This is a genomic window from Pseudomonas sp. Pseusp10 (assembly GCF_059492225.1).
The window spans coordinates 5766124-5792647 of sequence record NZ_CP168528.1 but is presented as its reverse complement, the minus strand read 5'-3'; the positions used below and the strand labels follow the sequence as shown (position 1 = coordinate 5792647).

25 protein-coding genes are annotated in these 26524 nt (G+C 59.2%); 11 read left to right on the top strand and 14 right to left on the bottom strand.

The features are described 5' to 3' along the window. Positions 1-324: 324 nt before the first annotated feature. The gene (locus ACEN8Z_RS26295) at positions 325-951 is read left to right on the top strand and encodes a response regulator transcription factor (protein ID WP_007997493.1); all 627 of its coding nucleotides are present in this window, start codon (positions 325-327) and stop codon (positions 949-951) included. A 79-nt stretch (positions 952-1030) separates the two neighbouring features. Here ACEN8Z_RS26295 and ACEN8Z_RS26290 read toward each other — a convergent pair whose 3' ends face one another. The 8 genes from ACEN8Z_RS26290 to metG all read right to left on the bottom strand — a co-directional run bounded on the left by ACEN8Z_RS26290 (position 1031) and on the right by metG (position 8000). Then, entirely contained in the window at positions 1031-1210 is a 180-nt protein-coding gene (locus tag ACEN8Z_RS26290) for a PA3496 family putative envelope integrity protein (RefSeq protein WP_007972325.1), read from the bottom strand. Between the two features lie 107 nt (positions 1211-1317). Further along, positions 1318-1956: an endonuclease III gene (gene nth, locus ACEN8Z_RS26285; protein ID WP_007997495.1), complete on the bottom strand. Its 639-nt coding sequence runs from the start codon at positions 1954-1956 to the stop codon at positions 1318-1320. A 25-nt stretch (positions 1957-1981) separates the two neighbouring features. Continuing rightward, positions 1982-2566 (bottom strand): Rnf-Nqr domain containing protein, encoded by a 585-nt coding sequence (locus ACEN8Z_RS26280; RefSeq protein ID WP_495596143.1) that lies wholly within the window; start codon positions 2564-2566, stop codon positions 1982-1984. Next, positions 2559-3170 (bottom strand): RnfABCDGE type electron transport complex subunit G, encoded by a 612-nt coding sequence (locus tag ACEN8Z_RS26275; protein ID WP_495598197.1) that lies wholly within the window; start codon positions 3168-3170, stop codon positions 2559-2561. The genes ACEN8Z_RS26280 and ACEN8Z_RS26275 overlap by 8 nt, the downstream gene beginning before the upstream one ends. After that, a complete protein-coding gene (locus tag ACEN8Z_RS26270) occupies positions 3167-4153 on the bottom strand; it encodes an RnfABCDGE type electron transport complex subunit D (protein ID WP_495596142.1) in 987 nt (328 codons plus the stop codon). Before ACEN8Z_RS26270 ends, ACEN8Z_RS26275 begins: the two co-directional genes overlap by 4 nt. Then, positions 4140-5153 (bottom strand): electron transport complex subunit RsxB, encoded by a 1014-nt coding sequence (rsxB, locus tag ACEN8Z_RS26265; protein ID WP_495596141.1) that lies wholly within the window; start codon positions 5151-5153, stop codon positions 4140-4142. Before rsxB ends, ACEN8Z_RS26270 begins: the two co-directional genes overlap by 14 nt. After that, positions 5150-5719 carry an Rnf-Nqr domain containing protein gene (locus tag ACEN8Z_RS26260; RefSeq protein WP_495596140.1) on the bottom strand — a complete coding sequence of 190 codons (570 nt, stop codon included), beginning with the start codon at positions 5717-5719 and terminating at the stop codon, positions 5150-5152. Before ACEN8Z_RS26260 ends, rsxB begins: the two co-directional genes overlap by 4 nt. Before the next feature lie 229 nt (positions 5720-5948). After that, on the bottom strand, positions 5949-8000 hold the full coding sequence (gene metG / locus ACEN8Z_RS26255; RefSeq protein WP_495596139.1) for a methionine--tRNA ligase: 2052 nt from the start codon (positions 7998-8000) through the stop codon (positions 5949-5951). A 328-nt stretch (positions 8001-8328) separates the two neighbouring features. On the opposite strand from metG, the gene apbC reads away from it, so the two are divergent. Beyond that, a complete protein-coding gene (gene apbC / locus ACEN8Z_RS26250; protein WP_495596138.1) occupies positions 8329-9423 on the top strand; it encodes an iron-sulfur cluster carrier protein ApbC in 1095 nt (364 codons plus the stop codon). A gap of 126 nt (positions 9424-9549) precedes the next feature. On the opposite strand, the gene ACEN8Z_RS26245 is transcribed toward apbC, so the two are convergent. Then, entirely contained in the window at positions 9550-10308 is a 759-nt protein-coding gene (locus ACEN8Z_RS26245; protein WP_495596137.1) for an SDR family oxidoreductase, read from the bottom strand. A gap of 165 nt (positions 10309-10473) precedes the next feature. Here ACEN8Z_RS26245 and ACEN8Z_RS26240 point away from each other — a divergent pair, with 165 nt between their 5' ends. The 4 genes from ACEN8Z_RS26240 (at position 10474) to groL (ending at position 13985) form a co-directional block, all read left to right on the top strand. Next, positions 10474-11205, top strand: a complete 732-nt coding sequence (locus ACEN8Z_RS26240) for a HugZ family pyridoxamine 5'-phosphate oxidase (RefSeq protein WP_495596136.1) — start codon at positions 10474-10476, stop codon at positions 11203-11205. A gap of 66 nt (positions 11206-11271) precedes the next feature. Further along, positions 11272-11748: an FxsA family protein gene (locus ACEN8Z_RS26235; protein ID WP_108228577.1), complete on the top strand. Its 477-nt coding sequence runs from the start codon at positions 11272-11274 to the stop codon at positions 11746-11748. Positions 11749-11996: 248 nt separating this feature from the next. After that, entirely contained in the window at positions 11997-12290 is a 294-nt protein-coding gene (locus ACEN8Z_RS26230) for a co-chaperone GroES (protein ID WP_007985847.1), read from the top strand. A gap of 48 nt (positions 12291-12338) precedes the next feature. After that, positions 12339-13985, top strand: a complete 1647-nt coding sequence (gene groL, locus ACEN8Z_RS26225) for a chaperonin GroEL (protein ID WP_007993914.1) — start codon at positions 12339-12341, stop codon at positions 13983-13985. Between the two features lie 189 nt (positions 13986-14174). Here the strand turns inward: groL and ACEN8Z_RS26220 are convergent, their stop codons facing one another. Further along, positions 14175-14918, bottom strand: coding sequence for a phosphatase PAP2 family protein (locus tag ACEN8Z_RS26220; protein WP_495596135.1), 744 nt, complete (start codon positions 14916-14918; stop codon positions 14175-14177). A 54-nt stretch (positions 14919-14972) separates the two neighbouring features. Beyond that, entirely contained in the window at positions 14973-16922 is a 1950-nt protein-coding gene (locus ACEN8Z_RS26215) for an LTA synthase family protein (RefSeq protein ID WP_495596134.1), read from the bottom strand. Between the two features lie 202 nt (positions 16923-17124). Between ACEN8Z_RS26215 and colR the strand changes: the two genes are divergently transcribed. From colR to ACEN8Z_RS26190, 5 genes are all read left to right on the top strand, one after another. After that, positions 17125-17808, top strand: coding sequence for a two-component system response regulator ColR (colR, locus tag ACEN8Z_RS26210; protein WP_007985839.1), 684 nt, complete (start codon positions 17125-17127; stop codon positions 17806-17808). Beyond that, positions 17798-19072, top strand: coding sequence for a sensor histidine kinase (locus tag ACEN8Z_RS26205; RefSeq protein WP_495596133.1), 1275 nt, complete (start codon positions 17798-17800; stop codon positions 19070-19072). Before colR ends, ACEN8Z_RS26205 begins: the two co-directional genes overlap by 11 nt. 154 nt (positions 19073-19226) lie before the next feature. Beyond that, the gene (locus tag ACEN8Z_RS26200; protein WP_495596132.1) at positions 19227-19895 is read left to right on the top strand and encodes a class I SAM-dependent methyltransferase; all 669 of its coding nucleotides are present in this window, start codon (positions 19227-19229) and stop codon (positions 19893-19895) included. 4 nt (positions 19896-19899) lie between these two features. Beyond that, positions 19900-20613 (top strand): lipopolysaccharide kinase InaA family protein, encoded by a 714-nt coding sequence (locus tag ACEN8Z_RS26195; RefSeq protein ID WP_495596131.1) that lies wholly within the window; start codon positions 19900-19902, stop codon positions 20611-20613. A 2-nt stretch (positions 20614-20615) separates the two neighbouring features. Next, complete coding sequence (locus tag ACEN8Z_RS26190) at positions 20616-20843, top strand: hypothetical protein (protein WP_277531404.1); 228 nt, start codon at positions 20616-20618, stop codon at positions 20841-20843. Positions 20844-21022: 179 nt separating this feature from the next. Here ACEN8Z_RS26190 and ACEN8Z_RS26185 read toward each other — a convergent pair whose 3' ends face one another. The 3 genes from ACEN8Z_RS26185 to ACEN8Z_RS26175 all read right to left on the bottom strand — a co-directional run bounded on the left by ACEN8Z_RS26185 (position 21023) and on the right by ACEN8Z_RS26175 (position 26510). Beyond that, a complete protein-coding gene (locus ACEN8Z_RS26185) occupies positions 21023-24049 on the bottom strand; it encodes a multidrug efflux RND transporter permease subunit (protein ID WP_495596130.1) in 3027 nt (1008 codons plus the stop codon). A 13-nt stretch (positions 24050-24062) separates the two neighbouring features. Then, positions 24063-25211 (bottom strand): efflux RND transporter periplasmic adaptor subunit, encoded by a 1149-nt coding sequence (locus ACEN8Z_RS26180; RefSeq protein WP_495596129.1) that lies wholly within the window; start codon positions 25209-25211, stop codon positions 24063-24065. 198 nt (positions 25212-25409) lie between these two features. Continuing rightward, the gene (locus ACEN8Z_RS26175; RefSeq protein ID WP_495596128.1) at positions 25410-26510 is read right to left on the bottom strand and encodes a DUF1513 domain-containing protein; all 1101 of its coding nucleotides are present in this window, start codon (positions 26508-26510) and stop codon (positions 25410-25412) included. Between the last annotated feature and the right edge of the window lie 14 nt (positions 26511-26524).

The following is a 26524-nucleotide window of genomic DNA, read 5'->3' as shown; positions in this document are numbered from 1 at the left end:
TGTGTGAATGTTGAGTGCGTAAATGTCAGTTACATTTTAACGGAGGACTAGAGACTTATGTTTTTCAGGGCGCGACGGTTCAGGCAGGCTCTCGGAAAATTTTGGTCGTAAATCGATAGAGGCGACTGCTGAAAAGTGCGACACACTGACGCTGATACAGTTTTCAACTCATTCCGTTCGAGGGTTTCTTGTAGGAGAAATCCGTGTTGTTTGTAGGGGATGTCTCTTGGTGCAGGTGGCTGGAAGGGGTGACATGCCATGGGTGAAACGACTAGGCTATTGTGCGGGCTCTAAAAATTCGAACAGCGAAAATTGGACTTGCCCATGAATAAAGTGCTGATCGTGGATGATCACCCCGTCATTCGTCTTGCGGTACGTATGCTGATGGAACGTCATGGCTACGAAGTTATTGCAGAAACCGATAATGGTGTGGATGCACTGCAACTGGCCCGTGAACTTATGCCGGATATTGTCATTCTGGATATCGGGATTCCGAAACTGGACGGGTTGGAAGTCATCGCGCGTTTGTCGTCGACCTCAATGCCGATGAAAGTGCTGATTTTGACTTCCCAGGCGCCGGGGCATTTTTCCATGCGTTGCATGCAATCCGGTGCGGCCGGTTATGTATGCAAGCAACAAGACCTGACGGAGTTGCTCAGTGCAATAAAGGCCGTGTTGTCAGGCTACAGTTACTTTCCTAATCAAGCCTTGCATACCGTGCGTTGCAGTCTGGGGAATGCAAGTGAGGCCGATATGGTTGATCGATTGTCGGGGCGGGAAATGATGGTCCTGCAACAGTTGGCTAAAGGAAAGACCAACAAAGAGATTGCCGATGGAATGTTTCTCAGTAATAAAACCGTCAGTACCTACAAGACCCGTCTGCTGCTCAAACTGAATGCGCGGTCTCTGGTCGATCTGATCGAACTGGCACAACGCAATGGTCTGGTGTAATGAGGTAACTGCGCGACAAGGAGCGCCTGCCAGGGCAGCCACCAGAAAAAAAGCCTCCGTTTCGGGAGGCTTTCAGGTGTCATAAGTCAAAATCGTAATCGGCCAACTGCTTTTGCAGTCGGCGCTCCTCCAGCAGATTGTCGATGGTGCGGCGTTTGCTCAGATTAGTTTTCGCTACTTCAACCACCGGCTCAGCGTCATCGGTTTCGGCGGTGGTGAAGTCGTCTTCTACGTCCAATTGCTCTTTGCCAGTACTCATTTAATTACTCCAGGCTTAAGAAGGCCTTTGGCGCTCCTTATATCGACAATCTCCCGGCGGGTAAAAAAGTTTTTTTCAATCGATAATTCAAAAAACCCAAGAGCGCCTCAATCGTCGGAGGTTTTGTGCTTGTATTCGCACAAGTCCTCGATCCGGCAGCTTCCGCATCGTGGCTTGCGAGCCAGGCAAACATAGCGGCCGTGAAGGATCAGCCAGTGATGGGAGTCGAGCAGGTACTCCTTGGGCACGAATTTCATCAGCTTTTTCTCGACTTCCACCACATTCTTGCCGGGAGCAATGCCGGTCCGGTTGCTGACCCGGAAAATATGCGTGTCGACGGCCATGGTCAGCTGACGGAATGCGGTATTGAGTACCACATTGGCGGTTTTGCGGCCGACACCGGGCAGCGCCTCCAGCTCTTCGCGGGTTTGTGGCACTTCACCGGCGTGGCGCTCGACCAGCAAGCGACAGGTCTCGATCACGTTTTTCGCTTTGCTGTTGTACAGACCGATGGTCTTGATGTACTCCGACAGTCCTTCGACACCCAGGGCATGGATCGCTGCCGGGGTATTGGCGACCGGGAACAGTTTGGCTGTGGCCTTGTTGACACCGACATCGGTCGACTGTGCCGAGAGAATCACGGCAATCAGCAATTCGAACGCAGAGGAATAGGCCAGCTCGGTCTTTGGTTCCGGGTTGTCCTCGTGCAGTCTGCGGAATATTTCCAGACGTTTTGCGGCATTCATGGGCGGTGCGTTTCCTCGAAGGCAATCAATGTGTGGGCGTGGGGCGCCAGGCCTGCCAGGCGGCGATCAGCAATCCGAGCAGAATAAACCCGCCAGGGACCAATGTGGCCAGGCGCAGACCGCCATCGGCCATCAGCACCCAGCCTTGCCAGTCAGCTTGCGTTGTACCGGTCAGCCACGACAGGTGGCTTGCGAGTGTCCCGTTGCCGATAATTTCGCGCAGCAGGCCCAGTGCGATCAACAGCGTGGCAAACAGGCCATTGAGGCGCAGGCGTTGGTGCCAGCCGTTCTGAAAGAACCCGGTGTGTTCCAGAACGACGCATTGCACGGCGATCAAGGCGCCATAAAACCCCAGATGCTGCTGCCATTGCAGCGACCAGGCTTTTGCCATGAGTTCCGCACAACTGGTGAGTGTGGCCGCCAACAGGATGCTCGCCAGCAAGCGGGTCGCCGGGACCAGCCGGGATCGCAGGGCGCCCATGGCCAGACTGAACAACTGGGTCACCACCATGAACATCAGGCACAAACCAACTGCGGCTACCAGTGAGTGGGTGGCGCCGATCAGTGGCGTCAGCATCAAGGCGTTGCGCAGAGTCGATGAGTTATCCATGGGCAGGGTTTCCGAGCAGTTGTTGCCGGTGTTCATCAAAGTAGCGCAATGCATCGTGGACGGCATTGATCACCGCTCTTGAGGTGATGGTCGCGCCTGCGATCTGATCGAACTGCCCCTGATCTTTTTTCAGCGCCCAGCCGCTGTCGTTGGGATCTGTTCGAGATTTGCCGGAAAAAATCTGAAGCCAGGTATTGGGCCAGTCGGCGATCCGTGCCCCCAGTCCTGGTGTTTCCGACTGTTTGAGGGTTTTAACGCCCAGCAATCGGCCATTGGCGTCGACAGCGATCAACAGGTCGATGGCACCGGCGTAGCCAAGTGTTTGACTGCGCAGCAACACCGCGACGGGTTGATCGGCCCGGGTCGCCAGATAACCACCGAGCAAGGCGCTGTTGGTCAGGGCGGTTATTTCGATTTTGATGGGGTGTTCGAGCGGTTGATTGTCGTAGCTGTCTGGCGTGATCAGGTCCAGCAGATTACGGCTGTCGATCAGGCGCTGTTCGGCTGCAATGCGCGGCGCGCTGCCGAGCTGCACGAAGTATGTCATGCCGAAGCCCAGTGCGGCCAAAAGCACCAGAAGAGCGATGCTTGATGTCCGGCTCATTGCGCCTCCGGCTGTTGTCTGGCCACCACGAAGCGCTCCAATGCCGGCACGCACAGGTTCATCAACAGCACGGCGAAGGCGATGCCGTCCGGATAGCCGCCCCAGGTACGAATCAGATAAGTCAGAAGCCCGACGCCGACGCCGAACAGCAATTTCGCGCCAGGGCTTCTGGCGCCGGACACCGGTTCGGTGATGATGAAGAATGCCCCCAGCATGGTCGCGCCGCTAAGCAGGTGAAAAAGCGGCGAGCCATGGGAGTCGGAGCCCGACCCGTTCCAGCACAGCAGGCTGATGATGAACAGGCTGGCCAGCATGCCGACCGGTGCATGCCAACTGATCACTCTTCGTTGCAGGAGAAACATTCCGCCAGCCAGAAACGCCAGGTTCACCCATTCCACACCCCGGCCGCCAAAGTGGCCGAATGCCGGGTTGCCGGCAAACAGTTCATCCATGGTCAGGCTTTTGTTGATTCGCAGACTGTCCAGTGCCGTGGCCTGCACCCAGGCATCCGGCGCATGGCCGACACCGAACACTTGCTGCAAGCCACTCAGCAGGTCCATGCCATGGGACGATGGCCAATGGGTCATGGGTTGGGGAAAGGTGACCAGCACCAGAGCAAAACCGAGCATCGCCGGGTTGAAGGGATTCGTGCCGACGCCGCCATACAGGTGCTTGCCGAAAATCATCGCCAAAGCGGCTGCACTGAGGGTCAGCCACCATGGGCAGAAAGGCGGCAGTGCCAGAGCCAGCAACGTGGCACTGACCAATGCGCTACCGTCACTCAGGGTCGGCCTCAGCGGTCGCTTGCGCCAATGCACGACGGCGGCCTCGACGGCCAGCGCAGCAGCGGCTGCCATAACCAGATTGATCAACACGCCCCAGCCGTACAGCCAGAACGCCGCCAGCATTCCCGGCAGCGTGGCCAGCAGCACCAGTTTCATCGCCTGTTGCAGGCGAACATCAACCGCTTCAAGGGCCGGCATGGGCGTTCACCTGGCGTTCGGCTTCGCCGAGTGCGCGCTCCAGGGCTTCGATGTGTTCCGGCGGTGCTTCGTTGGCCTGTGCCTTCTTGAGTTCGGCGCGGCGCATGGCCAACTGGATCTTGGCCCGTTTCAGATCGGCATCATTTGACGGCACGGCTGCGACCGTCGGTGCAGGAACGGGTGGGGCGGCGCTTTCCAGTTGCACCAGGTGTTGTTCGGCGGCTTCGAACTGTTGTTGCAGGACGATCAACTGCGATTGCTGTTCGAAGGTTGGCGGATGTCCGAAGGCCTTCAGCGATTTGTGCAGCTGTGCCCGGCTCATCGCCACATCGATCTTGGCCTTTTTCAGCGCAGCATCGGCATTGGCAGTTTTCTGGGCGCGGACACGCTCGAGGGCGGCCTGCACCGGATCGACTGCCGCTTCTGCAGGTTGCGCGGCTCGCTGTCGGGCCTGGCGCTCGGCGATTTTCTGTTGCTCCTCACGCTGCAAGCGGGCATTGCGCTGTTCGAAACGGCGCCGTGCGTGATCGCGCTTGAGGGTGCGGGCCTGCTGTGCCTGCGGTGTGAGGGCCAGGCCCCCGACAACGGGCAGTACCGTGTCCGGCAGCAACGGGCGCATTTCGATACAGTCCACCGGGCACGGTGCCACGCAGAGATCGCAACCTGTGCACTCATCGATGATCACCGTGTGCATCAGTTTGGCCGCGCCGACAATGGCATCGACCGGACAGGCCTGAATGCACTTGGTGCAACCAATACACTCGGCTTCGCGGATATAGGCGATCTGTGCAGGTGCCGAGCCGCGAGTGATGTCCAGTTCCAGCACCGGCACCTTCAGCAACTCAGCCAGGGCCGCGATGGTTTCGTTGCCGCCGGGCGGGCACTTGTTGATCGGCTCGCCGTTGGCGATGCCTTCGGCGTACGGCTTGCACCCGGGGTGGCCGCACTTGCCGCATTGGGTTTGCGGCAAGAGTGCGTCGATGAGTTGAATCAGACTCATGTTTTGATCAGTCCGCTGAATCCGAGAAAGGCCACTGCGATCAGGCCGGCACCGATCAGGTCGATCGGCAAGCCGCGAAAGGGCAGGGGAACATCGCTGTCGGCCGTGCGTTCACGCAAATCCGTGAACAGGCTCAACACCAGCCAGAAGCCCAGCCCTGCACCGAGGCTCAAGGCTGTGGCGTGAAAGAAACCCTTGTCCTCCTGGGCGTTGAGCAAGGCCACGCCGAGCACGCCTGCGTTGCCCAGCAGCAATGGCCAGAGGCCTTCGAACGACAATGTCGAAAACACCCGCGCCAGTAGCTTCAGCAACGGGTCGATCAGCAGCACGCTCAATGGCAGAAACAAAAACAGGCGCAGCGGCGTCAATTGCAGCGGCACCAGCAACCAGTGATAGAGCGCGTAGCCGAGCATGCCCACGACCAGCATCAGGCATGTCGTCGCAATGCCCAAGGCATGGACCTGGCGGCGCTGGCCGGCCAACAGCGGATCGACGGCCAACGGCCAGTGCAACACGATGTTGTTGATCAGGGCGGCGCTAATAAGGGTAAGAAGTGCTTCGGTCATGATCGTGCCGACAGTTTTGTAGGAGCGAGCCTGCTCGCGATGGACTCAAGAGCGCCGCGTTCAACCTGTGGGCACGCGTTATCGTTAACGACTATCGCGAGCGAGCTCGCTCCTACAGGAGATGTTCTAAAAAGAGTAGGCATTATCCGGCAAGGCGGGAGGGGGGGCCAGACATGAAAATCCCACAGCCGCGCCAGGCACGACTGTGGGATCGGTTTGCCGCGGGAAATTACTTGATCCGCTGACCCGGCTTGGCGCCGCTGTCAGGGCTGAGCAAGTAGATTTCTTCACCGCCAGGGCCGGCCGCCATCACCATGCCTTCGGAGATGCCGAACTTCATTTTCCGTGGCTTGAGGTTGGCGATCATCATCGTCAGGCGACCATTGAGCTTGGACGGGTCCGGGTAGGCACTCTTGATCCCGGAGAACACGTTGCGTTGCTCGTCACCGATGTCCAGGGTCAGGCGCAGCAGCTTGTCGGCGCCTTCCACGTGTTCGGCCTTGACGATCAGCGCGACGCGCAAATCGACTGCCGCGAAGGTGTCGAACTCGATTTCCGGCGACAGCGGATCCTTGGCCAGTTCGCCGTTGCCGGCAGGTGCGGCTTCGCCGGTATCGGTCTGGCTGGCGGTCAGGTCTTCTTTCGAAGCGTCGGTCATGGCTTGCACCTTGACCGGGTCGATACGGGTCATCAGCGGCTTGAACTCGTTCAACTGATGGTTGCTGAGCAAGGTCGCGTGGTCGTTCCAGGTCAGCGGCGCAACGTTGAGGAACGCCTCGGCGTCGGCGGCCAGCAACGGCAGCACTGGTTTGAGGAAGATCACCAGCTGGCGGAACAGGTTGACGCCGGTGGCACAGATGGCCTGGACTTCATCCTGTTTGCCTTCCTGTTTGTTCAACGACCACGGCGCCTTGTCGGCGATCCAGGCGTTGGCGCGGTCGGCCAGGCCCATGATCTCGCGCATGGCGCGGGCGAAGTCACGGGCTTCATAGGCATCGGCGATACCTGGCGCGGCGGCCAGGAAGGCTTCGGTCAGCTCAGGCGCGGCGTTGGTATCGACCATCACACCGGCATTGCCCTTGTTGATGAAGCCGGCGCAACGGCTGGCGATGTTGACGACCTTGCCCACCAGGTCGGAGTTGACCTTCTGCACGAAGTCTTCAAGGTTCAGATCCAGGTCGTCGACGCCACGGCCCAGCTTGGCCGCGTAGTAATAGCGCAGGTATTCCGGCGACAGGTGATCCAGGTAAGTCCGGGCCTTGATGAAGGTGCCGCGGGACTTGGACATTTTCTGGCCGTTGACGGTCAGGTAGCCGTGCACGTTGATCCCGGTCGGCTTGCGGTAGCCGGCGCCTTCGAGCATGGCTGGCCAGAACAGGGCGTGGAAATTGACGATGTCCTTGCCGATGAAGTGGTACAGCTCGGCGGTGGAGTCCTTGCCCCAGAATGCGTCGAAGTCCAGCTCCGGCGTGCGGTTGCACAGGTTCTTGAAGCTCGCCATGTAGCCGATCGGTGCATCCAGCCACACGTAGAAGTACTTGCCCGGCTCGTCGGGAATCTCGAAACCGAAATACGGGGCATCACGGGAGATGTCCCACTGTTGCAGGCCAGCATCCAGCCATTCGGCGATCTTGTTGGCCACTGCATCCTGCAGGGTGCCGCTGCGGGTCCAGGTTTGCAGCATTTGCTGGAAGTCTGGCAGCTTGAAGAAGAAGTGCTGGGAATCCTTGAGTACCGGGGTGGCGCCGGAGATCGCCGACTTCGGATCCTTCAGGTCGGTCGGTGCGTAGGTCGCGCCGCATTTTTCGCAGTTATCGCCGTACTGGTCTTCGGTGCCGCATTTCGGGCAGGTGCCCTTGATGAAGCGGTCGGCCAGGAACATTTTCTTTTCCGGGTCGAAATACTGGGTGATCGAGCGCGTGGCAATGTGCCCGGCGTCACGCAGCTTCAAGTAGATCTGGCTCGACAGCTCACGGTTTTCTTCGGCGTGAGTGGAGTGGAAGTTGTCGAAGTCCACCAGGAAGTCGGCAAAGTCGGCGCTGTGTTCAGCCTGGACGTTGGCGATCAGTTGTTCCGGGGTGATGCCTTCCTTTTCCGCGCGCAGCATGATCGCCGAACCGTGGGCGTCGTCGGCGCAGACATAGATGCATTGATTGCCGCGGTGCTTCTGGAAGCGCACCCACATATCGGTCTGGATGTATTCCAGCATATGGCCGAGGTGAATCGAACCATTGGCATAGGGCAGGGCGCTGGTGACGAGGATCTTGCGTGGCTCGGACATGGGGCTCGGCTACTTGATGAAACGGAGGTCGGCCACTATAAAGCGCCGGCGCATATTTTTCACCCCCGCGACCCGCATCCACGGTCCCCGTAGCAGCTGGCGAAGCCTGCGTTCGGCTGCGCAGCAGTCGCCAATCCGGACAACCCGGGTTACCTGAAACACCGTGGCACTTGGTTTTACGACTGCTGCGCAGCCGAACGCAGGCTTCGCCAGCTGCTACGGGGCGTCTCGTCACAGGACATTTGTGACATTCTGAAAGCATGCCGCCCAGGCTTTAGAACAGGTACGATACCCGCTATCTTTTCCAGTCCTGTTTTCGGAGTTGCCCATGAGCGCCGTCAATCGCGCAGCGGTGGAAGCCGTCCTTCGCCAATACACCGACCCTTACCTGAACCAGGACCCGGTCAGCGCCGGGTGCGTGCGCAACATCGACATCCAGGGTGACCGCGTCAGCGTTCAGCTCGAATTGGGCTACGCCGCCGGCCTGTTCAAGAGTGGCTGGGCGCAAATGCTGGAAATGGCCATTCAGGGGTTGGATGGCGTGACTGGTGCCCGGGTCGAGATCACCAGTGTGATCGCCGCGCACAAGGCCCAGGCGCAGATTCCGGGGCTGGCCAACGTCAAGAACGTGGTGGCCGTGGCGTCCGGCAAGGGCGGTGTGGGCAAATCCACCACGGCCGCCAACCTGGCCCTGGCCCTGGCCCGCGAAGGCGCCAAGGTCGGGATCCTCGATGCGGATATCTACGGCCCGAGCCAGGGCATCATGTTCGGCATCCCGGAGCGCACCCGTCCCGAGGTCAAGGATCAGAAATGGTTCGTTCCGCTCAAGTCCCATGGTGTCGAAGTGATGTCCATGGCGTTCCTCACCGATGACAACACGCCGATGGTCTGGCGTGGTCCGATGGTTTCCGGCGCCTTGCTGCAACTGGTGACCCAAACCGCGTGGGGCGACCTGGACTACCTGGTCATCGACATGCCACCAGGCACCGGCGACATCCAGCTGACCCTGGCGCAGAAAGTGCCCGTGGCCGGTGCGGTCATCGTCACGACCCCGCAGGACCTGGCATTGCTGGACGCGCGCAAGGGCGTGGAAATGTTCCGCAAGGTCAACATTCCGGTGCTGGGCGTGGTGGAAAACATGGCCGTGCACATCTGCTCCAACTGCGGGCATGCCGAGCATCTGTTCGGTGAAGGCGGGGGCGTGAAACTGGCCAACCAGTATGGCGTCGAACTGTTGGCCTCGTTGCCGCTGTCGATGGTCATCCGCGAACAGGCCGATGGCGGCAAGCCTACGGTGATCGCCGAGCCTGACAGCCAGATCGCCATGGTTTACCAGGAACTGGCCCGCCATGTCGGTGCGCGGATCGTGTTGCAGGAAGCGTTGACGCCGGCGATGCCGAATATAAGCGTCAGCGACGATTGATGATCTGAAATACTTTCCCCTGTGGGAGCGGGCTTGCTCGCGAATGCGGTGTGTCATTCAACAGATGGTTGACTGATCTAACGCATTCGCGAGCAAGCCCGCTCCCACATTTGTTTTGTGGTGACCTTAGAGGCGCAACCCGCCATCCATTTCCAGAATCCGGCCGGTGTAGTAGTCGTTCTCGAAGATGTAAGCCGCCGAATGGGCGATCTCCTCCGGCTTGCCCATGCGCTTGAGCGGGATCCCGGAGGTCATCTTCTCCAGCGCTTCAGGCTTCATGCCCAGGGTCATTTCGGTTTCGATGAAGCCCGGTGCAATGCCGGCGACACGAATGCCGTAGCGCGCCAGTTCCTTGGCCCAGGTCACGGTCGCCGCCGCGACGCCGGCCTTGGCGGCGGAGTAGTTGGTCTGACCGACGTTGCCGGCGCGGGAAATCGACGAGATATTGATGATCGCGCCGGTGTTTTTCAGCTCGACCATTTTCGCCGCGACTTCACGGGTGCACAGGAACACGCCGGTCAGGTTGACGTCGATGACCGCCTGCCACTGGGCCAGGCTCATCTTGGTCATTTCGCCATCCTTGACCTTGAGCAGCAGACCGTCGCGCAGGATCCCGGCATTGTTGATCAAGCCATGGATCGCACCGAAGTCCTCAGCGACCCGGGCAACCATGTGGGTCACTTGCTCTTCGTTGGCCACATTGCACAGGTAGGCGCGGGCCTCGACGCCTTGGGCCTTGCAGGCCGCGACGGCGTCATCGAGTTTTTCCTGGTTCAGGTCGACCAGGGCGAGTTTCGCGCCCTTGCCGGCGAGATACTCGGCCATGGAGCGGCCTAAACCCTGGCAACCGCCAGTGATAATGATTACTTTGTCAGTGAGTTGCATTCGCATGTCCCCGGCAGCAGGTCTGAGTGGTTTCCTTGTAGAGAGCCTCTCGATCTGCGCCTGACGTGGTCCGGCTGCACATGAGAACTGCCCCCGATGGCGTGCTGGAACTTTCACCAGCAGCTCGTCCGTTTTTATGACGGATTCTATTTAAGGAGTCATAAATTGAGCGTTGAAGCGGCTAAGCATGCACGAGAATTGCTTCTCAAGGAATACCGTGGGGTGCTCTCGACGCACTCCAAATCGATGCCCGGTTTTCCGTTCGGCTCCGTGGTTCCTTACTGTCTGGACGAGCTGGGCCGGCCGCTGATCCTGATCAGCCGCATCGCCCAGCACACTCATAATCTGCAAAAAGATCCGAAGTGCTCGCTCTTTGTCGGCGAGCGTGGCGCCGAAGATGTTCAAGCCGTTGGTCGGCTGACTTACCTGGCGCAAGCGCAGCAGCTCGAAGACGAGGCCGCCATCGAAGCCGCCTCCGAGCGTTACTACCGCTACTTCCCGGAGTCGCAGGGTTATCACAAGGCCCACGATTTCGATTTCTGGGTGCTCAAGCCAGTACGCCACCGTTACATCGGCGGTTTTGGTGCGATTCACTGGGTCAACGACCTGACCCTGGCCAACCCGTTCGCCGGCAAGGCTGAAGTGAGCATGGTCGAGCACATGAACGCCGATCACGCCAAGGCCATCGCCCATTACGTCGAGCTGGCCGGGCTGCCGAAAAACGTGCCGGCGCAAATGGCCGGTATCGATGCCGAAGGCATGCACCTGCGGATCGGTCAAAGCCTGTACTGGTTGCCGTTTCAAGCGCCTTGTAATACGCCGACACAAGTCCGGGAAGCCTTGGTTTCTCTGGCCCACGCCGAGCATTGGCCGAAAAATGAAGTGTCCGATGCTTGAATTCACGAAACGGCGACGTCATCTAAGGTGAACTGGCAAGGCATTCTTGCGTTGAGGAACCATTTGATGCGCCCTTTTTTGTTGCTCTTTCTGCTGTTCCCGGTGCTGGAGCTGTTCGTATTCGTCAAGGTGGCAGGGTCTATCGGGTTTTTCCCGGCCCTGCTGCTGATCATTCTCGGCTCGATGTTCGGTGTGTTCGTGCTGCGCATCGCCGGCCTGGCCACGGCCCTGCGTGCCCGTGAAAGTCTGAGTCGCGGTGAGCTGCCGGCCCAGACCATGCTCGAAGGCCTGATGCTGGCCCTGGCCGGCGGCCTGTTGATTCTTCCGGGTTTCATCAGCGATGTGATCGGCCTGTTCATGCTGCTGCCGTTCAGTCGCCGCCTGCTGGCGGGTAAAATGCGCCAGCGCGCCGAAGAGCAGGCCATGCGTCAGCGAGCGTTCGCCGATGACCTGCAGGCACGCGGCGGTCCTGCCCCGCGCGAGCCACTGGGTCGTGAGCCGACCGTGATCGAAGGCGAGTTCGAACATCGCGATACCAAGTAAAACCGCTCGGCACACGGCACCTTCGGGTGCCGTGTTCGTTTGCGGGGCATCGACCTGAAAAATTTTCGATCCCCGCCCTTGTAATCAGCTTATGCGCCCTTATGTAACGGTCACCGCAAGGTTTCTGGCGATCACGCCAGACAGACTTCCGCGGTTCGCTTGACGAGCCGCACCCGGCACCGCCGGACTTTGTTAAACCCGCCGGGACTACACCGGCCGATGAAAACCACAATTAGGAGAGATCGACAATGAAGCTTCGTCCTCTGCATGACCGCGTCGTCATCCGTCGCAGCGAAGAAGAAAAGAAAACCGCTGGCGGTATCGTCCTGCCAGGTTCGGCTGCTGAAAAAGCCAACAGCGGCGAAATCCTCGCTGTAGGCACCGGCCGCGTACTGGAAAACGGTGAAGTGCGTGCACTGTCCGTGAAAGTGGGCGACAAGGTTGTGTTCGGTCCTTACTCCGGCAGCAACACTGTGAAAGTCGACGGCGAAGACCTGCTGGTAATGAGCGAGAACGAAATCCTCGCTGTTATCGAAGGCTGATTACCCGTTCATTTTCCGCTACTACAAAGTATTTAAGGAATATCGATCATGGCTGCTAAAGAAGTTCTGTTTGGCGATTCCGCCCGCAAGAAAATGCTCAAAGGCGTCAACGTACTGGCTGACGCGGTAAAAGCGACCCTGGGCCCGAAAGGCCGTAACGTGATCATCGAGAAGAGCTTCGGCGCTCCGACCATCACCAAGGACGGCGTTTCCGTCGCCAAAGAAATCGAACTCGAAGACCGTTTCGAAAACATGGGCGCGCAGCTGGTCAAAGACGTTGCCTCCCGTGCCAACGATGACGCTGGTGACGGTACTACCACCGCTACCGTCCTGGCTCAGTCGATCGTCAACGAAGGCCTGAAAGCCGTCGCTGCCGGCATGAACCCGATGGATCTGAAGCGCGGCATCGACAAGGCGACCATCGCCATCGTCAAAGAGCTGAAAAACCTGTCCAAGCCATGTGCTGACACCAAGGCAATCGCTCAGGTTGGTACCATCTCGGCCAACTCCGACAACTCCATCGGCGACATCATTGCCGAAGCCATGGAAAAAGTCGGTAAAGAAGGCGTGATCACCGTTGAAGAAGGCTCGGGCCTGGAAAACGAACTGTCGGTTGTTGAAGGCATGCAGTTCGACCGTGGTTACCTGTCCCCATACTTCGTCAACAAGCCAGAGACCATGGTCGCTGAGCTGGACGGCCCGCTGATCCTGCTGGTCGACAAAAAGATCTCGAACATCCGCGAAATGCTGCCAGTACTGGAAGCCGTTGCCAAAGCCGGCCGTCCACTGCTGATCGTGGCCGAAGACGTTGAAGGCGAAGCCCTGGCGACTCTGGTTGTGAACAACATGCGTGGCATCGTTAAAGTCGCAGCCGTCAAGGCTCCAGGCTTCGGCGATCGTCGCAAGGCCATGCTGCAGGACATCGCTGTTCTGACCGGCGGTACCGTTATCTCCGAAGAGATCGGCCTGAGCCTGGAAAGCACCACCCTGGAGCACCTGGGTAACGCCAAGCGCGTGACCCTGTCCAAGGAAAACACCATCATCGTTGACGGTGCTGGCGTACAGGGCGACATCGAAGCACGCATCAACCAGATCCGTGCCCAGGTTGCCGAGACTTCCTCGGACTACGACCGTGAAAAACTGCAAGAGCGTCTGGCCAAGCTGTCCGGCGGCGTTGCAGTAATCAAGGTTGGCGCTGGCTCCGAAGTAGAAATGAAAGAGAAGAAAGCGCGCGTTGAAGACGCCCTGCACGCAACCCGTGCAGCCGTTGAAGAAGGCGTGGTACCTGGCGGTGGCGTTGCGCTGATCCGCGCTCTGCAAACCCTGAACGATCTGAAAGGCGACAACGCTGATCAGGACGTGGGTATCGCTGTTCTGCGCCGTGCCATTGAAGCACCGCTGCGTCAGATCGCTGCCAACAGCGGTGACGAGCCAAGCGTTGTGGTCAACGAAGTCAAGAACGGCAAAGGTAACTTCGGTTACAACGCTGCGACTGGCGAATATGGCGACATGATCGAAATGGGCATCCTGGACCCAACCAAGGTCACCCGTTCCGCGCTGCAAGCTGCATCGTCGATCGGCGGTCTGATCCTGACCACCGAAGCCGCTGTTGCTGATGCGCCGAAGAAAGAAGGTGCAGCTGGCGGTGGTATGCCAGACATGGGCGGTATGGGCGGCATGGGCGGCATGATGTAAGCCAGCCTTACCCCTGTACGAAAAAACCCCGCCTGCGAAAGCAGGCGGGGTTTTTTATTGCCCGGACTCTAAAGGCCACAGCCGTTCATTGTGGGAGCGAGCCTGCTCGCGATGGTGTATCAGTCAACATCATTGTTGAATGTTGAACTGCAATCGCGAGCAGGCTCGCTCCCACATTTGATTTGTGTTTCAGACGGCTACAGGTGCCGCGCTTGCTTCGCGATCAGCCTTCAACGCCGGTCGATACAGTACGAAGTAATACGACCCCAAACAAATCAGCCAGCAGAAAACCGCCGTCCACACGTTGTGCGAGAAAAAGTGCGCGCCCTGCATCATCCGCCCGATGGAGAACACCGAACCGAGGGCGAAGGCGAAGACAAATGCTGCGCGAGCCATGCGCGGGCGACGGTCACGCAATACGAAAAACAGGGCAAACAGGGTGAAGCCGGTCGCCGCATGGCCACCAGGCCAGCAACGGCCGGGTTTCTCGGTAGCCGGGCGATGGCTCAACAACTCGCTGTAAGTCTCGTGACCGCCGAACTGCTCAAGGCTCCATGGGCATTGCACTGCCGTCACCGCTTTCATCGGCGTGACAAAGGAAGTCGCCAGGCCCAGGGACAGCACCAGGCAGCCCAGTTCGCGCTTGAACGGTTTGAGTTTGGCCATGAAAAACGAGGCGGCGTAGCCGAGGATGGCGAACACCGAAAATGCAATGACTACCTGCTTGGCGCGGGTATGCAGGATGTTCTCCAGGAAGTAACTGTGCCGTCCGATGAAGTCACCCGCGACCGGGTCGTAGAACAGCTTGGCAAGGTCCATGTCCAGTGAGGTCAGTTCGAGCAACATCAGAATGATCGCCGCAACGGCGGGAACCCCCAGGTACACCCAGAAGTTGAGCGGGCGAGGGGCAGGGCGGACAGCGGTTGATGACATGGTGGATCCTGAACAAAGGAAAAAGCCCCGGGGCATCAGCCCGGGGCGATTCGGTTAACGTTCGCCGACTTGACCGGCACCCTCCTTGGGCGCCTTCCAGCCAAGCAGCTGTTGCTTGAAGCCATAACTGGCGGTTTGGTAATAGGTGATTGCGCGGGTAATCAGCGGGTCATCGGCGGTCGACCGGGATTCGCGACTTTCGGTCAGCGCTTCATCGTGACGACGCAAGCCCTGGCGTGGGCTCAAAATCGCCAGGTCCTTGCCGTCGAACAAACCCAGGTGCTGGTAGTTACCGACCACCACGCGTGGCGGCAGCGGGTTGTCCTGCAACAGGTTACGACCAAAGAACGTCGATTCATAATCCAGATTGAGCAAGCCCAGCAACGTTGGCGCCAGATCGATCTGGCTGGCCAATTGTGCCGTTTCCCGAGCTTCGATCAACTTCGGTGCATAGATGAACAGCGGAATCTGATAGTTGGCGATGGGCAAGTCTTCCTTCCCGGCGCTGCCTGCGGTGTGGTCGGCGACAAAGATGAAGATTGTATTGTCAAACCAGGGTTTTTGACGCGCCTGATCAAGGAACTGACCAATGGCGTAGTCGGTGTATTTTACTGCGCCGTCCCGGCCGTTGCCGGACTTGATGTCGATCCGGTTGTCCGGATAGGTATAGGGGCGGTGGTTGGATGTCGTCATCAGCTGCAGCAGGAATGGCTGCTGCTTGGCATAGTCGGCATCGGCCAGTTTCAGTGTCTGGTTGTAGAGATCCTCGTCAGCCATGCCCCAGGCATTCTTGAAGTGAATCTCTGACTCCTCGACGCTGCTCTGGTCCACGACGCGGTAGCCGTTGCCGCTGAAAAATGCATTCATGTTGTCGAAGTAACCGCGGCCGCCGTAAACAAACACGCTGTCGTAGCCCACGGCATTGAGTTGCTGACCTAGGCTGGCAAAGCCGCTTTCACGACCCACGCGCTTGACGATCGAGCGACCGGGGGTCGGCGGAATCGCCAGGGTGATGGCTTCCAGGCCGCGGTCGGTGCGGGTGCCGGTGGCGTAGAAATTATTGAAATACAGGCTCTGCTTGCGCAGGGCATCAAGGTTGGGGGTCAGGTTACGGTTGTCACCGTTGCTGCCCATGTACTTGGCGCTGAAGCTTTCAATGGTGACCAGCACGATATTGGGTTTGCGCGGTGCGCCCGGGTTATCGATCTGCCTGCGTATGTCCTGCGGGTCCTCACCCACGAAGCGGGCATTGGGCTCGGCCAGTTCGGCGCGAATCTGTTGGGCAACCACGGCCGCCGGCAAAGTGCTGTAGAACTGCGGGTAGTCCAGTTCGTTGTTACGGAACGCGGCGAAGAACTGGTATGGACCGTTGCTCGCCAGTTCGTTCTGATAGGCATTGCCGCCTTGGGCGCGCGGGGCGTCCTGGCTGAGCAGCTGCAGGCTCAGGCCGGCGACGATCAACAAACCGAGTGCATTGAGCAGGCGGCCACGCAGCGGTGGCAAGGGCGCATCAAGTGCGGCGTTGAAGGGTTTGCGCAATGCAAGACTCAGGACCACGGCCAGCACGGCGAGAATGCTCAGCAGCGTGCCGATCGGGTATGACTCCAGCAGGTTGTTCAGTACTTCGTCGGAATACACCAGGTAGTCGACGGCGATGAAATTGAAGCGTACGCCGAATTCATCCCAGAACAGCCACTCGGCCACCGAGGTGAACAGCATCGCGAACAGACTGACGGTCAGCAGCCCCTGAAGAAACCATCGATGGCCACGAGTGCGCCACAAGGCCGGCGGGCACAGCAACAGGTAGAGGCCCATGGGCAGCGCTGCGTAAGCGATAAAGCCCAGGTCGTAAAGCAGGCCGATACCAAACACCGACAGGAAGCCGCTACCGGCCTCATTCAGATGCGTGAGGAGCAGGACTGTTCGAGTCAGAAAAAAAATTGCCAGCCAGGAGCCGGTCACCAGCAGCAAAAAGCGCATGGGTGCCGTCTTCAAATAGTCCATTTTTTGCATTCCTTATTACCAACCGCGTGAGAGTCTCGGCTGACCACTGTAGTCAGCACGTGAATCGATAGTGAAAAACCTGTCAATCATACCTTTCAGTTGATCGAATTGATTCACCCATGGCCTTCCCCTAGCCGTGAGCCACACTTGGCCTTAAGCTGCGCGGGCCATGACGGCCGTTACTGTGGACGGAGAGATACCCATGCGAATTCTATTGGTTGAAGACAACCGCGATATCCTGGCCAACCTGGCCGATTACCTGGGGCTCAAAGGCTATACCGTGGATTGCGCGCAGGACGGTCTGTCGGGTCTGCATCTGGCGGCCACCGAGCACTACGATTTGATCGTACTCGATATCATGCTGCCCGGCATCGATGGCTACACCCTGTGCAAACGCCTGCGCGAGGATGCCCGCCGCGAAACGCCGGTGATCATGCTCACGGCCCGCGACCAACTGGATGACCGTCTGCAGGGCTTCAAGTCTGGCGCCGATGACTATCTGATCAAACCGTTCGCCCTGTCTGAGCTGGCGGCCCGTATCGAGGCGGTCATGCGTCGAACCCAGGGCGGCGGGCGGCGGACCTTGCAGGTCGGCGACCTGAGCTATGACCTCGACACTCTGGAAGTCACTCGCGAAGGCCGGTTGCTGAAACTCAACCCGGTCGGCCTGAAGTTGCTGGCCGTGTTGATGCAGAAAAGCCCTCATGTGCTGCGCCGTGAAATTCTTGAAGAGGCGTTGTGGGGCGATGACTGTCCCGACAGCGACAGCCTGCGCAGCCATGTCCACCAACTGCGCCAGGTGATCGACAAGCCGTTCGCCAAGCCATTGCTGCAAACCGTGCACGGTGTAGGGTATCGCTTGGCCGAGGGGCGTGATGGAGTTTAAGCAGAGCCTTGCTCAACGAATCATCATTGCCTTTGCGCTGATGAGCGCACTGGTGGCGGGGGCCTTTGCCATGGGCATCGTGGCGACCGTGCACCTGGTGGAAGAAAAACTGATTTCGGCAGGCCTGGGCGGCGATTTGCAGCGCCTGTTACTGATGGACAATGTCACGGACTGGAGCCATCGCCCCGAACCGGACCAATTGTTCTACTTCAGCGGTGGACCGGGCGACTTCCAGTTGCCCAAGGATTTGCGGCACCTGGAGCCGGGTTTCCACGAAGTGTTCCGTGAAAACCTGTCGTACCACGCCATGGTCGAAATCGTCGACGGCCGACGTTATGTGTTGTTGCAGGACCAGAGCGACTTCGAAGAACGTGAGCGGGTGCTGTTTGCCGTAGTGCTGGTGGGGTTCGTACTGAGCCTGGCGCTGGCGGTGTTTCTCGGCTGGGTTCTGGCACGCAAGGTCATGGCGCCGGTGGTGCGGCTGGCCCGCCAGGTGCGCCATCGCGATCAACTGCTCGGCTTGGCCCCCCCTTTGGCCCCGGACTATGCCGCCGACGAAGTGGGCGAGTTGGCCGTCGCCTTCGACGCCACCCTCGGGCGCTTGCGTCAGGCTTTGACCCGCGAGCGGTTGTTCACCAGCGACGTCAGCCACGAATTGCGTACCCCCCTGATGATATTGGCCAGTTCCTGCGAGTTGTTGCTGGAAAACCCCGGTATCGATCAACGCGGCCGTGCCCAGGTCGAGCGCATCGCCCGGGCATGTGAAGAAATGCGTGAGCTGGTGCAAACCTTCCTGATGCTGGCCCGTGCCCAGCGCGAAGACGCCAGCATGTCGCCGCAACAGTCCCTGAGCCAGGTGGCCGAGGACCTGCTCGGTCTGTGGCGCGAGCCCATTGAAAGCAAAGGGTTGAAGCTGATCTTCGAACCGGGCGAGCCTGAGGCCAAGGGCTACAATGCAACGCTGCTGCACGCGGTGATGGGTAACTTGCTGCGCAATGCCTTGCACTACACCGAACAGGGCTTCATCCGCCTTACCCTGACGGGCGCGGGCTTTCTGGTAGAAGACAGTGGTGTGGGCATTCCCGAGGAAAAACGCGAGGCGATGTTCGAACCATTCGTTCGGGGCAGTGAACAGCGCGGGGAGGGTTTGGGCCTGGGGCTTTCACTGGTGCAGAGGATCTGTGAAAACCAGGGCTGGAGCGTCAGCCTGACAACCATGGAACCTAATGGCTGCCGTTTTCAGGTGGAGTTGTCCCGAACGTGATCAGTTGAGTCGGGTGCCCGGCAACACCTGTCAATTATGTAAAACCCTGTAATATTTCAGGGTTTTCTACAATGAAATTTTCACAATCGGATCACCTGTCACCAACACCACGAAACCTAAGGTGTTTGCTATCAGAAGTTCAGGAGGCCTGTTGATGGATGGCCCGATCAAGCTCGATTTTTCCGAAAAATACGACGATCAACACGGGCAACGCTATTTGCGCAAACATCAGGACGGTCTCGGACGCCGATTGTCCCATTGGCGTGAGGAGCAACTGGCGCGCAAGGCACTGGCCCTGGTTGGCGAACCTGGCCTGGTCCTCGACTTGCCGTGCGGTGCAGGGCGTTTCTGGCCCTTGTTGGCGGAAAAATCCAACCGCGTGATCATCGGCGCCGATAACTCGGAGTCCATGCTGAAGATCGCAACCCGGGCGCAACCGGCCGAAGTGGTGAAACGGGTACAACCCTTGCACACTTCTGCATTCGACATTGCCTTGCCAAACAATGCCGTCGACAGCATTTTTTGCATGCGCTTGCTCCACCACATCGGTGAAGCCGAGCATCGCATGGCTATTTTGCGCGAATTCGAGCGTGTTTCCCGTGACAGCGTGATCTTGTCGCTTTGGGTCGATGGCAACTTCAAGGCCTGGAAACGCAAGCGTTCGGAGAAAACCCGTGGGCAGGAAGGTTACCAAAACCGCTTCGTGTTACCGGTCGCTACCGTAGAAAAAGAATTTGAGCAGGCGGGTTTCCGCATCCAGGAACAACTGGACTTTTTGCCGCTCTATGCGATGTGGCGAGTTTACGTATTACGCAAGAGGTAACAGGATGGCAGTGCAGTGTGCAGCAGAAACGGAAGTCACTCCCCAGGACCGCTTCGATTACTTTTGGAATCAGCGCGGTGAATGGGTAGAAGAACCCAACGTCCGTCGCGGAGGGGAAAGTGGCGTTCAACGAGTGATGGGCAGTGATGGTCAGTTGCTCTACGTCAAGCGCCAGACCGGGCATATCCACCGTAGCTGGCAGCACCCTTTCGGTCGACCTACAGTAATGCGCGAGCGTGATGCGCTCACCGGTGTGACCGAGCTTGGCGTACGGGTTCCGCATATCGTTTTCTGTGGCGCACAGCGCGATCCTGTGCACAAATGGCGTGCCCTGCTGGTCACCAAGTCGCTGGATGGCTTCGAGGAAATCGAGCACTGGTACGCCGGTGGCGGTCGCGAGCGCCATGGTGAAGCCGTCAACGACCGAGTGCTCAAGGACCTGGCTGAAAACCTGGCCCGTATGCACAGGGGCCGTTGGCAGCACGGCTGCATGTATGAAAAGCACGTATTTGTTCGCGTGACGGGTGAGGGCGAGTCGGCCAGGGTCGAAGTTGCCCTGATCGATCTGGAGAAAAGCCGACAGCGCTTGACCGCCTATCGCGCTTCTACCCATGACATGAAGCAATTGCGTCGCCACTCGTCGTTCAGCGAGGCAGACTGGGAAAAGCTCGTCTACTTTTATGAGACGGCGTTTGGCAGCGCTATCAAGGGTTTATAGCGATGAAACTCGAAATTGCACGAGGTTTGTTTCTGGTAGGAGCCTTGGCAGTTGCATCGATCGCGATGGCAGCCTGGGAGCAACCGCGCCCCCAGGTTCTCAGTTCGATAAGCGCAGATGAACATTGTCCGTTGCCACGGGTTGCGAAGGCATCCGTGGCCACTCAACCCGATCATGATTTGTTGTTGTTCATGTTCGGACTTTCTCAGGGATTGAGGCCGCAAAGTTGAACCGATTGAAGCCCAAATGAAAGGCCTCGCACTTGCGAGGCCTTTTTTTTGGTTCTTCACGGAATCCCGGGAAACTGTAGGAACCAGCTTGCTGGCGATGGACTCAAGTGCGACGCGTTTATCCAGTGCACACGCGTTATCGTTAACGACCATCGCCAGCGAGCTGGCTCCTACAGGGTTCAGTGCTTATCGGGTTTGGCCAGCACCGTGTACACGCAGGGCAACACAAACAGGGTGAACAACGTGCCGATCGACATGCCCGTCGCGATGACCGTGCCGATGTCGAACCGGCTGACGGCGCCAGCACCGGTGGCGATGATCAATGGCACCATGCCGAACACCATCGCCGCGGTAGTCATCAAGACCGGGCGCAACCGGATGGCCGCCGCTTCCTCCACCGCTTCGCGTGCCGTCAAGCCCTTGTCCTTGCGTAGCTGGTTGGCGAACTGGACGATCAGAATGCCGTGCTTGCTGATCAGCCCGATCAAGGTCACCAGCCCGACCTGGGTGTAGATGTTCATGCTCGACCACCCCAGGAACAGCGGTATCAATGCGCCGCAAATAGACAGCGGTACGGTGACCAGGATCACCAGCGGGTCGCGGAAACTTTCGAACTGAGCCGCCAGCACCAGGAAAATGATCGCCAGTGCCAGGGCAAAGGTGACCCACAGGGCACTGCCTTCCTGAACGTACTGCCGCGATGCGCCGGCGTAGTCGAAGGCGAAACCGGCGGGTGCCTCTTCCCGGGCGATCTGGCGCACGAGGTCGATGGCTTCCCCCATGCTCACCAGCGGCACGCCGGAGAGGATGGCCGAGTTGAGTTGCTGGAACTGGTTCAGCTGTCGCGGTCGAGCGCGGTCGGTGACGGTGATCAGGGTCGACAACGCCAACAGTTCGCCCTGGGTGTTTTTCACGTAGTAATTGTTCAGCCAGTCCGGATTATCGCGGAACGGCCGCTCGACCTGGGCGATGACCTTGTAGCTGCGACCTTCAATGGTGAAACGGTTGATCTCGGCTTCACCCAGCAGGGTCGCCAGGGTTCCCCCCAGATCCTGCATGGAAACCCCCATCTGCGCGGCCTTGGCGCGGTCAATATCCACCACCACTTCCGGCTTGTCGAAGGCCAGGTCAACGTGGACAAACGCAAACTTGCCGGATTCCTTCGCACGTTTCTTTACCCGTTCGACCACCTGCAGCAGCAATTCGTAATCGTTGGCGGAGTTGATGACGAACTGGAACGGCACGCCTTCGCCGGTGCCTGGCAGGGACGGCAGGTTGAAGCCGAAAATCTGCAACCCCGGGATCTTTTCCAGTTTGCCCTGCACCTCGGGCAGGATCGCCATTTGCGTGCGACTGCGCTCGTTCCACGGCCTGAGCAGGAAACCGCCAATGCCCGATTGCACGCCGTTGAAACCGTTGATCTGGAACGACGAGTAGTACTCGGGAAACGCCTTGAAGATCGAGATGAACTCGTCGGTGTAGGTGTTCAGGTAGTCGAGGTTGGTCGGTTGCGGGGCGTTGGCTATCATGAAAATGATGCCCTGGTCCTCATCCGGCGCCAGTTCCGATTTGGTGAATTTGAGAAGGACCGGAATCAGACACAGCACGATCACGGCGAACACCAGCACCACCGGCCGGGTGTTGAGGGTGCCGTGAAGCAGGCTCTGGTAGCGGTGCTTGAGGCTTTCGAAAATCATGTCCAGGCGATGGGCCAGGCCGCTGGGATTCTCGTCGTGACGCAGCAGAAATGCACACATCATCGGCGACAGGGTCAGGGCGACGATACCGGAAATCACCACCGCGCCGGCCAGGGTCAGGGCGAACTCCTTGAACAGCGCCCCGGTCAGGCCGGTCAGGAAACCAATCGGCGCATACACCGCTGCCAGGGTGATGGTCATCGAGACCACCGGCATGGCGATTTCCCGGGCGCCTTCAATGGCAGCCTCGAGCGGTGTCTTGCCTTCCTCGATGTGGCGGTGAATGTTTTCCACCACGACGATGGCGTCATCCACCACCAGGCCGATGGCCAATACCATCGCCAGCAGGGTGAGCAGGTTGATCGAGTACCCCATCATCTGCATGAAGAACATGACGCCGATCATCGATAGCGGGATGGTCACCACCGGGATCACCACCGACCGCAGGGCACCGAGGAACAGGAACACCACCACGATCACGATCAGCACCGCTTCGAACAGGGTTTTCACCACTTCATCGATCGAGGCCTGGATGAACAGGGTGGCGTCGTAGGCGATTTCACCCTTGAGGTTCGGCGGTAGCTGGGCCTCCAGGTCCGGCATGATCTTGCGCACTTCCTTGATCACTTCCAGCGGGTTGGCGCCGGGCGTTGCCTTGATGCCGATGTACACCGACGGGGTGCCCCCGAACGAGCTGATGGTGTCGTAGTTTTCCGCACCCATTTCCACACGTGCCACATCGCGCAGCAACACACGGCTGTCGCCATCGACCTTGAGCGGTATGGTGCCGAACGCTTCGGCGGACTTGAGTTCGGTATTGGCATTGATGCTGGTGACCACGTATTCGCCTTTCACCTCGCCGGCGGCCGAGAGGAAGTTGTACTGGCGCACTGCGTTGGTCACATCGCTGGCACTCAGGCCGAAACCCGCCAGCTTCATCGGGTCCAGCCACAGGCGCATGGCAAATACCTGGTTACCGAGGATCTCGGCTTCGGCCATGCCGGGCAAGGTCGCCAGTTTGGGCTGGATCACCCGTGACAGGTAATCGGTAATCTGCGGGTTGCTCAATTCCTTGCTGAAGAAGCTCATGTACATCAGCACTGACGCATCGGCAGACTGTTTGCTCAGCACCGGGTCTTCAGCTTCCTGGGGCAGCTGGCTCTTGACCTCGTTGGCCTTGGCCAGCAGTTCGGTAAACAGACGGTCGCTATTGGAGCCGATGCGCGCGTAGATCGAGATCACCGAGAAGTTCTGGCGACTGACCGAGGTCATGTAGTCGATGCCTTCGGCGCTGGCCAGGCTTTGCTGCATCGGTTGGGTGATGTAGCCCTGGATGGTCTCGGCGTTGGCCCCGGGGTAGGCGGTGGTCACCGTGATCAGGGCGTTTTCCATCTGCGGATACTGGCGCAGTGGCAGCTTGCCCCAGGCCTGGAAGCCCAGCAGCACAATCAGCAGGCTGACCACGGTTGCGAGAACCGGACGGCGGATGAACGGATCGGTAAAAGCCATGGGGATTCCTTGATCAGTCCGCGCGTGGCGGGCTGTTCCGCTCGGCCAGGGTCTTGTCGTCGCTGATGGCAATGTGTGCGCCGTTGTCCAGTTTGAGCTGGCCGGCGGTCACCACTTTCTCGCCGCTCTGCACGCCTTTGGTGATCATCACTTGCCCATCGCGGCGTTCGCCGGTTTCGACAAAACGTCGTTCGGCGATCAGCACCGGTTGACCCTTGTCGTCCTTTTGCGGGCTGCCATCTTCGGCCTTCTTTGGTACGGCCACGTACACCGAGTTGCCGTAGAGCGTGTAGGTAATCGCGCTTTCCGGCACCACGATGCGCGGTTGCGGGTCGGGCAGGAGCACCTGGAGGCTGGCGAACATGCCTGGCATCAATTTGCCATCGGGGTTGGCCAGGGTGGCGCGGACCTGCACGTTACGGGTGCTGTTCTCGACTTTAGGGTTGATTGCACTGATGGTGCCGGGGTACTCCAGGGTCGGATACGCCGCGACAATGACCTGCACTGGCTGGCCGAGAGCAATCTTCGGCACCGACTGCTCGGGCACAAAAAAGTCGACATACAGGCTACTGAGGTCTTGCAGGGTGGCGATCATGGTGCCAGTGGCCACATAGTCGCCGACGTCCACCTGACGGATGCCGATGGTGCCGCTGAACGGCGCGACGATGCGTTTTTTCTCGAGCGCAGCCCTGAGCTGATTGACCGTGGCCCTGCTTTTTTTCAGGACCGCCGAGAGTCGGTCGAACTCACCTTTGGAAATCGCCTGGCTGCCCACCAGCTGGCTGCCACGGTTGTAGTCCAACTGGGCCAGCCCGAGGTCGGCCAGGGCGGTTTCGAGCAAGGCACTTTCCACGGCGCTGTCGAGCCGGACGATGGGTTGACCGGCCTTGACCTTTTGCCCTGACTCGAACTGGACATCAATGACGGTGCCATCGGTCTCCAGGCTCAGGTCCACGCCTTGCAATGCCTTGAGCGTGCCAACGGTAGGCAGGCGGGCTTGCCATGGGCGCTCGCTGGCAGTAGCCACGGAAACGCTGATGGCCGGTCTGGGGGCAGAGTAGCCTTGAACCATCGTGTAGATCGAGAAGGCTTTGTACGTGGCCAGGACCAGCACAATCAGTAGAACAACACCCAACATGAACAGCATGCGGCGACGCAGCATAGTCCAGTTCCTTGGAGAAAATCAGGTGAGACAGTGGGGCTCATTACCGGGAGTGTAGAGGGTAATCCAACTGCCGTTTTTACAGGTTGTGAGGTATTAGAGAGTTGAAAGGCTGAAAAGATTCGCCGCCCCGGGCCGCGCCTGCGGGATCTACGCCATCCCGCAGGCGCGGCCCGGGGCGGCGATCTTTTCAATGATTTACGCCATCAAATGCAGATGGTTGTCCCAGAGCCCTGCGGGTAGCTCCAGCGGTTTTGCAACAAGGTTTGTCTGGCGGCAGTCGTAGTAGCGGCAGCGCCCTTGACCGGAGGTCACGACAAAACCATCGGCCACCGCACCGACCCCGGCACAATCGGGCAGTGGCGCATCCAGGCGTACTTCACCGCTGTCCAGGTCCCAGATGAAAAAGCGGTTGCCACGTGGTGCAGTCAACGCCACCAGACGCAAGTCGCTGTGTACCGCGACGCTGGCGGTGTAATGCCCCATGGCCTGCAACTGGTGCTCGGGCACCGGGAACGCGACGAAAGGCTGACCGGGACGCTTGATCGCCAATAGCTCCGACGACTCGTGGGCCGCGCCCATGAATTGCTGGCTGGCGACGATGGTGCCGTCGCTGGCGATGGCCAAATGGCGCACGCTGTTCATCTGCTGGGCGAGGGTTTCCTTGCTCAGCAGGGTGCCGTCACGGTGCATCAGGACCAGGCTCGGCTCCATGGCGTTGAGATTCATCTCCACTCGGCTTTCGGCCTCGGTGCGAATTCCGCCGTTGGCCACCACCAGGGTTTCGCCATCGGGCATCCACGACACTTGGTGCGGACCGAGGCCGTGGGTGGAAATCTCACCGCTGTGCACCAGCCGTTCGCCTTCGAATTTATACACGCCGAGCAGGCCGCGACCCGGATCGGTGGTGTCGTTTTCGGTGGCATACAGCCAGTCGCCGCTGTGGTGAATGACCGCGTGTCCGTAGAAGTGCCGGTTCGGTTGTGACACCACCGTTTGCAGGAGCGCGCCGTCGCGCAGGTCGATCAGGTAGCTCTCGGTACCCGGACGGCGGGCGACAAACAGCGCAATCGGCAGGGTCGGGTGGTTGATGATGTCGTGGCAACGCTGGCCGACCCGGGTGGCGAACTCCTGGGTGCCATCCAGCCGATAACCGACGGCGTAATGCTGGCCATCGGTATCGTCCCGTGCCGAAAGCAACAACGGACTCCTGTCCTTTTGCTTGAACAACTTCCAGCCGCCCAGCGTCACCGCACCCAGCAACAAGCTACCTAAAGTCAGAACCTGGCGTCGCAGCATGGACCTTGCCCTCA

Excerpts from the sequence above, each read along its gene's own strand:
- ACEN8Z_RS26295 (WP_007997493.1), top strand. The coding sequence starts at position 325 with ATGAATAAAGTGCTGATCGTGGATGATCACCCCGTCATTCGTCTTGCG.
- ACEN8Z_RS26290 (WP_007972325.1), bottom strand. The coding sequence starts at position 1,210 with ATGAGTACTGGCAAAGAGCAATTGGACGTAGAAGACGACTTCACCACC.
- nth (WP_007997495.1), bottom strand. The coding sequence starts at position 1,956 with ATGAATGCCGCAAAACGTCTGGAAATATTCCGCAGACTGCACGAGGAC.
- ACEN8Z_RS26280 (WP_495596143.1), bottom strand. The coding sequence starts at position 2,566 with ATGGATAACTCATCGACTCTGCGCAACGCCTTGATGCTGACGCCACTG.
- ACEN8Z_RS26275 (WP_495598197.1), bottom strand. The coding sequence starts at position 3,170 with ATGAGCCGGACATCAAGCATCGCTCTTCTGGTGCTTTTGGCCGCACTG.
- ACEN8Z_RS26270 (WP_495596142.1), bottom strand. The coding sequence starts at position 4,153 with ATGCCGGCCCTTGAAGCGGTTGATGTTCGCCTGCAACAGGCGATGAAA.
- rsxB (WP_495596141.1), bottom strand. The coding sequence starts at position 5,153 with ATGAGTCTGATTCAACTCATCGACGCACTCTTGCCGCAAACCCAATGC.
- ACEN8Z_RS26260 (WP_495596140.1), bottom strand. The coding sequence starts at position 5,719 with ATGACCGAAGCACTTCTTACCCTTATTAGCGCCGCCCTGATCAACAAC.
- metG (WP_495596139.1), bottom strand. The coding sequence starts at position 8,000 with ATGTCCGAGCCACGCAAGATCCTCGTCACCAGCGCCCTGCCCTATGCC.
- apbC (WP_495596138.1), top strand. The coding sequence starts at position 8,329 with ATGAGCGCCGTCAATCGCGCAGCGGTGGAAGCCGTCCTTCGCCAATAC.
- ACEN8Z_RS26245 (WP_495596137.1), bottom strand. The coding sequence starts at position 10,308 with ATGCAACTCACTGACAAAGTAATCATTATCACTGGCGGTTGCCAGGGT.
- ACEN8Z_RS26235 (WP_108228577.1), top strand. The coding sequence starts at position 11,272 with ATGCGCCCTTTTTTGTTGCTCTTTCTGCTGTTCCCGGTGCTGGAGCTG.
- ACEN8Z_RS26230 (WP_007985847.1), top strand. The coding sequence starts at position 11,997 with ATGAAGCTTCGTCCTCTGCATGACCGCGTCGTCATCCGTCGCAGCGAA.
- groL (WP_007993914.1), top strand. The coding sequence starts at position 12,339 with ATGGCTGCTAAAGAAGTTCTGTTTGGCGATTCCGCCCGCAAGAAAATG.
- ACEN8Z_RS26220 (WP_495596135.1), bottom strand. The coding sequence starts at position 14,918 with ATGTCATCAACCGCTGTCCGCCCTGCCCCTCGCCCGCTCAACTTCTGG.
- ACEN8Z_RS26215 (WP_495596134.1), bottom strand. The coding sequence starts at position 16,922 with ATGGACTATTTGAAGACGGCACCCATGCGCTTTTTGCTGCTGGTGACC.
- colR (WP_007985839.1), top strand. The coding sequence starts at position 17,125 with ATGCGAATTCTATTGGTTGAAGACAACCGCGATATCCTGGCCAACCTG.
- ACEN8Z_RS26205 (WP_495596133.1), top strand. The coding sequence starts at position 17,798 with ATGGAGTTTAAGCAGAGCCTTGCTCAACGAATCATCATTGCCTTTGCG.
- ACEN8Z_RS26200 (WP_495596132.1), top strand. The coding sequence starts at position 19,227 with ATGGATGGCCCGATCAAGCTCGATTTTTCCGAAAAATACGACGATCAA.
- ACEN8Z_RS26195 (WP_495596131.1), top strand. The coding sequence starts at position 19,900 with ATGGCAGTGCAGTGTGCAGCAGAAACGGAAGTCACTCCCCAGGACCGC.
- ACEN8Z_RS26190 (WP_277531404.1), top strand. The coding sequence starts at position 20,616 with ATGAAACTCGAAATTGCACGAGGTTTGTTTCTGGTAGGAGCCTTGGCA.
- ACEN8Z_RS26185 (WP_495596130.1), bottom strand. The coding sequence starts at position 24,049 with ATGGCTTTTACCGATCCGTTCATCCGCCGTCCGGTTCTCGCAACCGTG.
- ACEN8Z_RS26180 (WP_495596129.1), bottom strand. The coding sequence starts at position 25,211 with ATGCTGCGTCGCCGCATGCTGTTCATGTTGGGTGTTGTTCTACTGATT.
- ACEN8Z_RS26175 (WP_495596128.1), bottom strand. The coding sequence starts at position 26,510 with ATGCTGCGACGCCAGGTTCTGACTTTAGGTAGCTTGTTGCTGGGTGCG.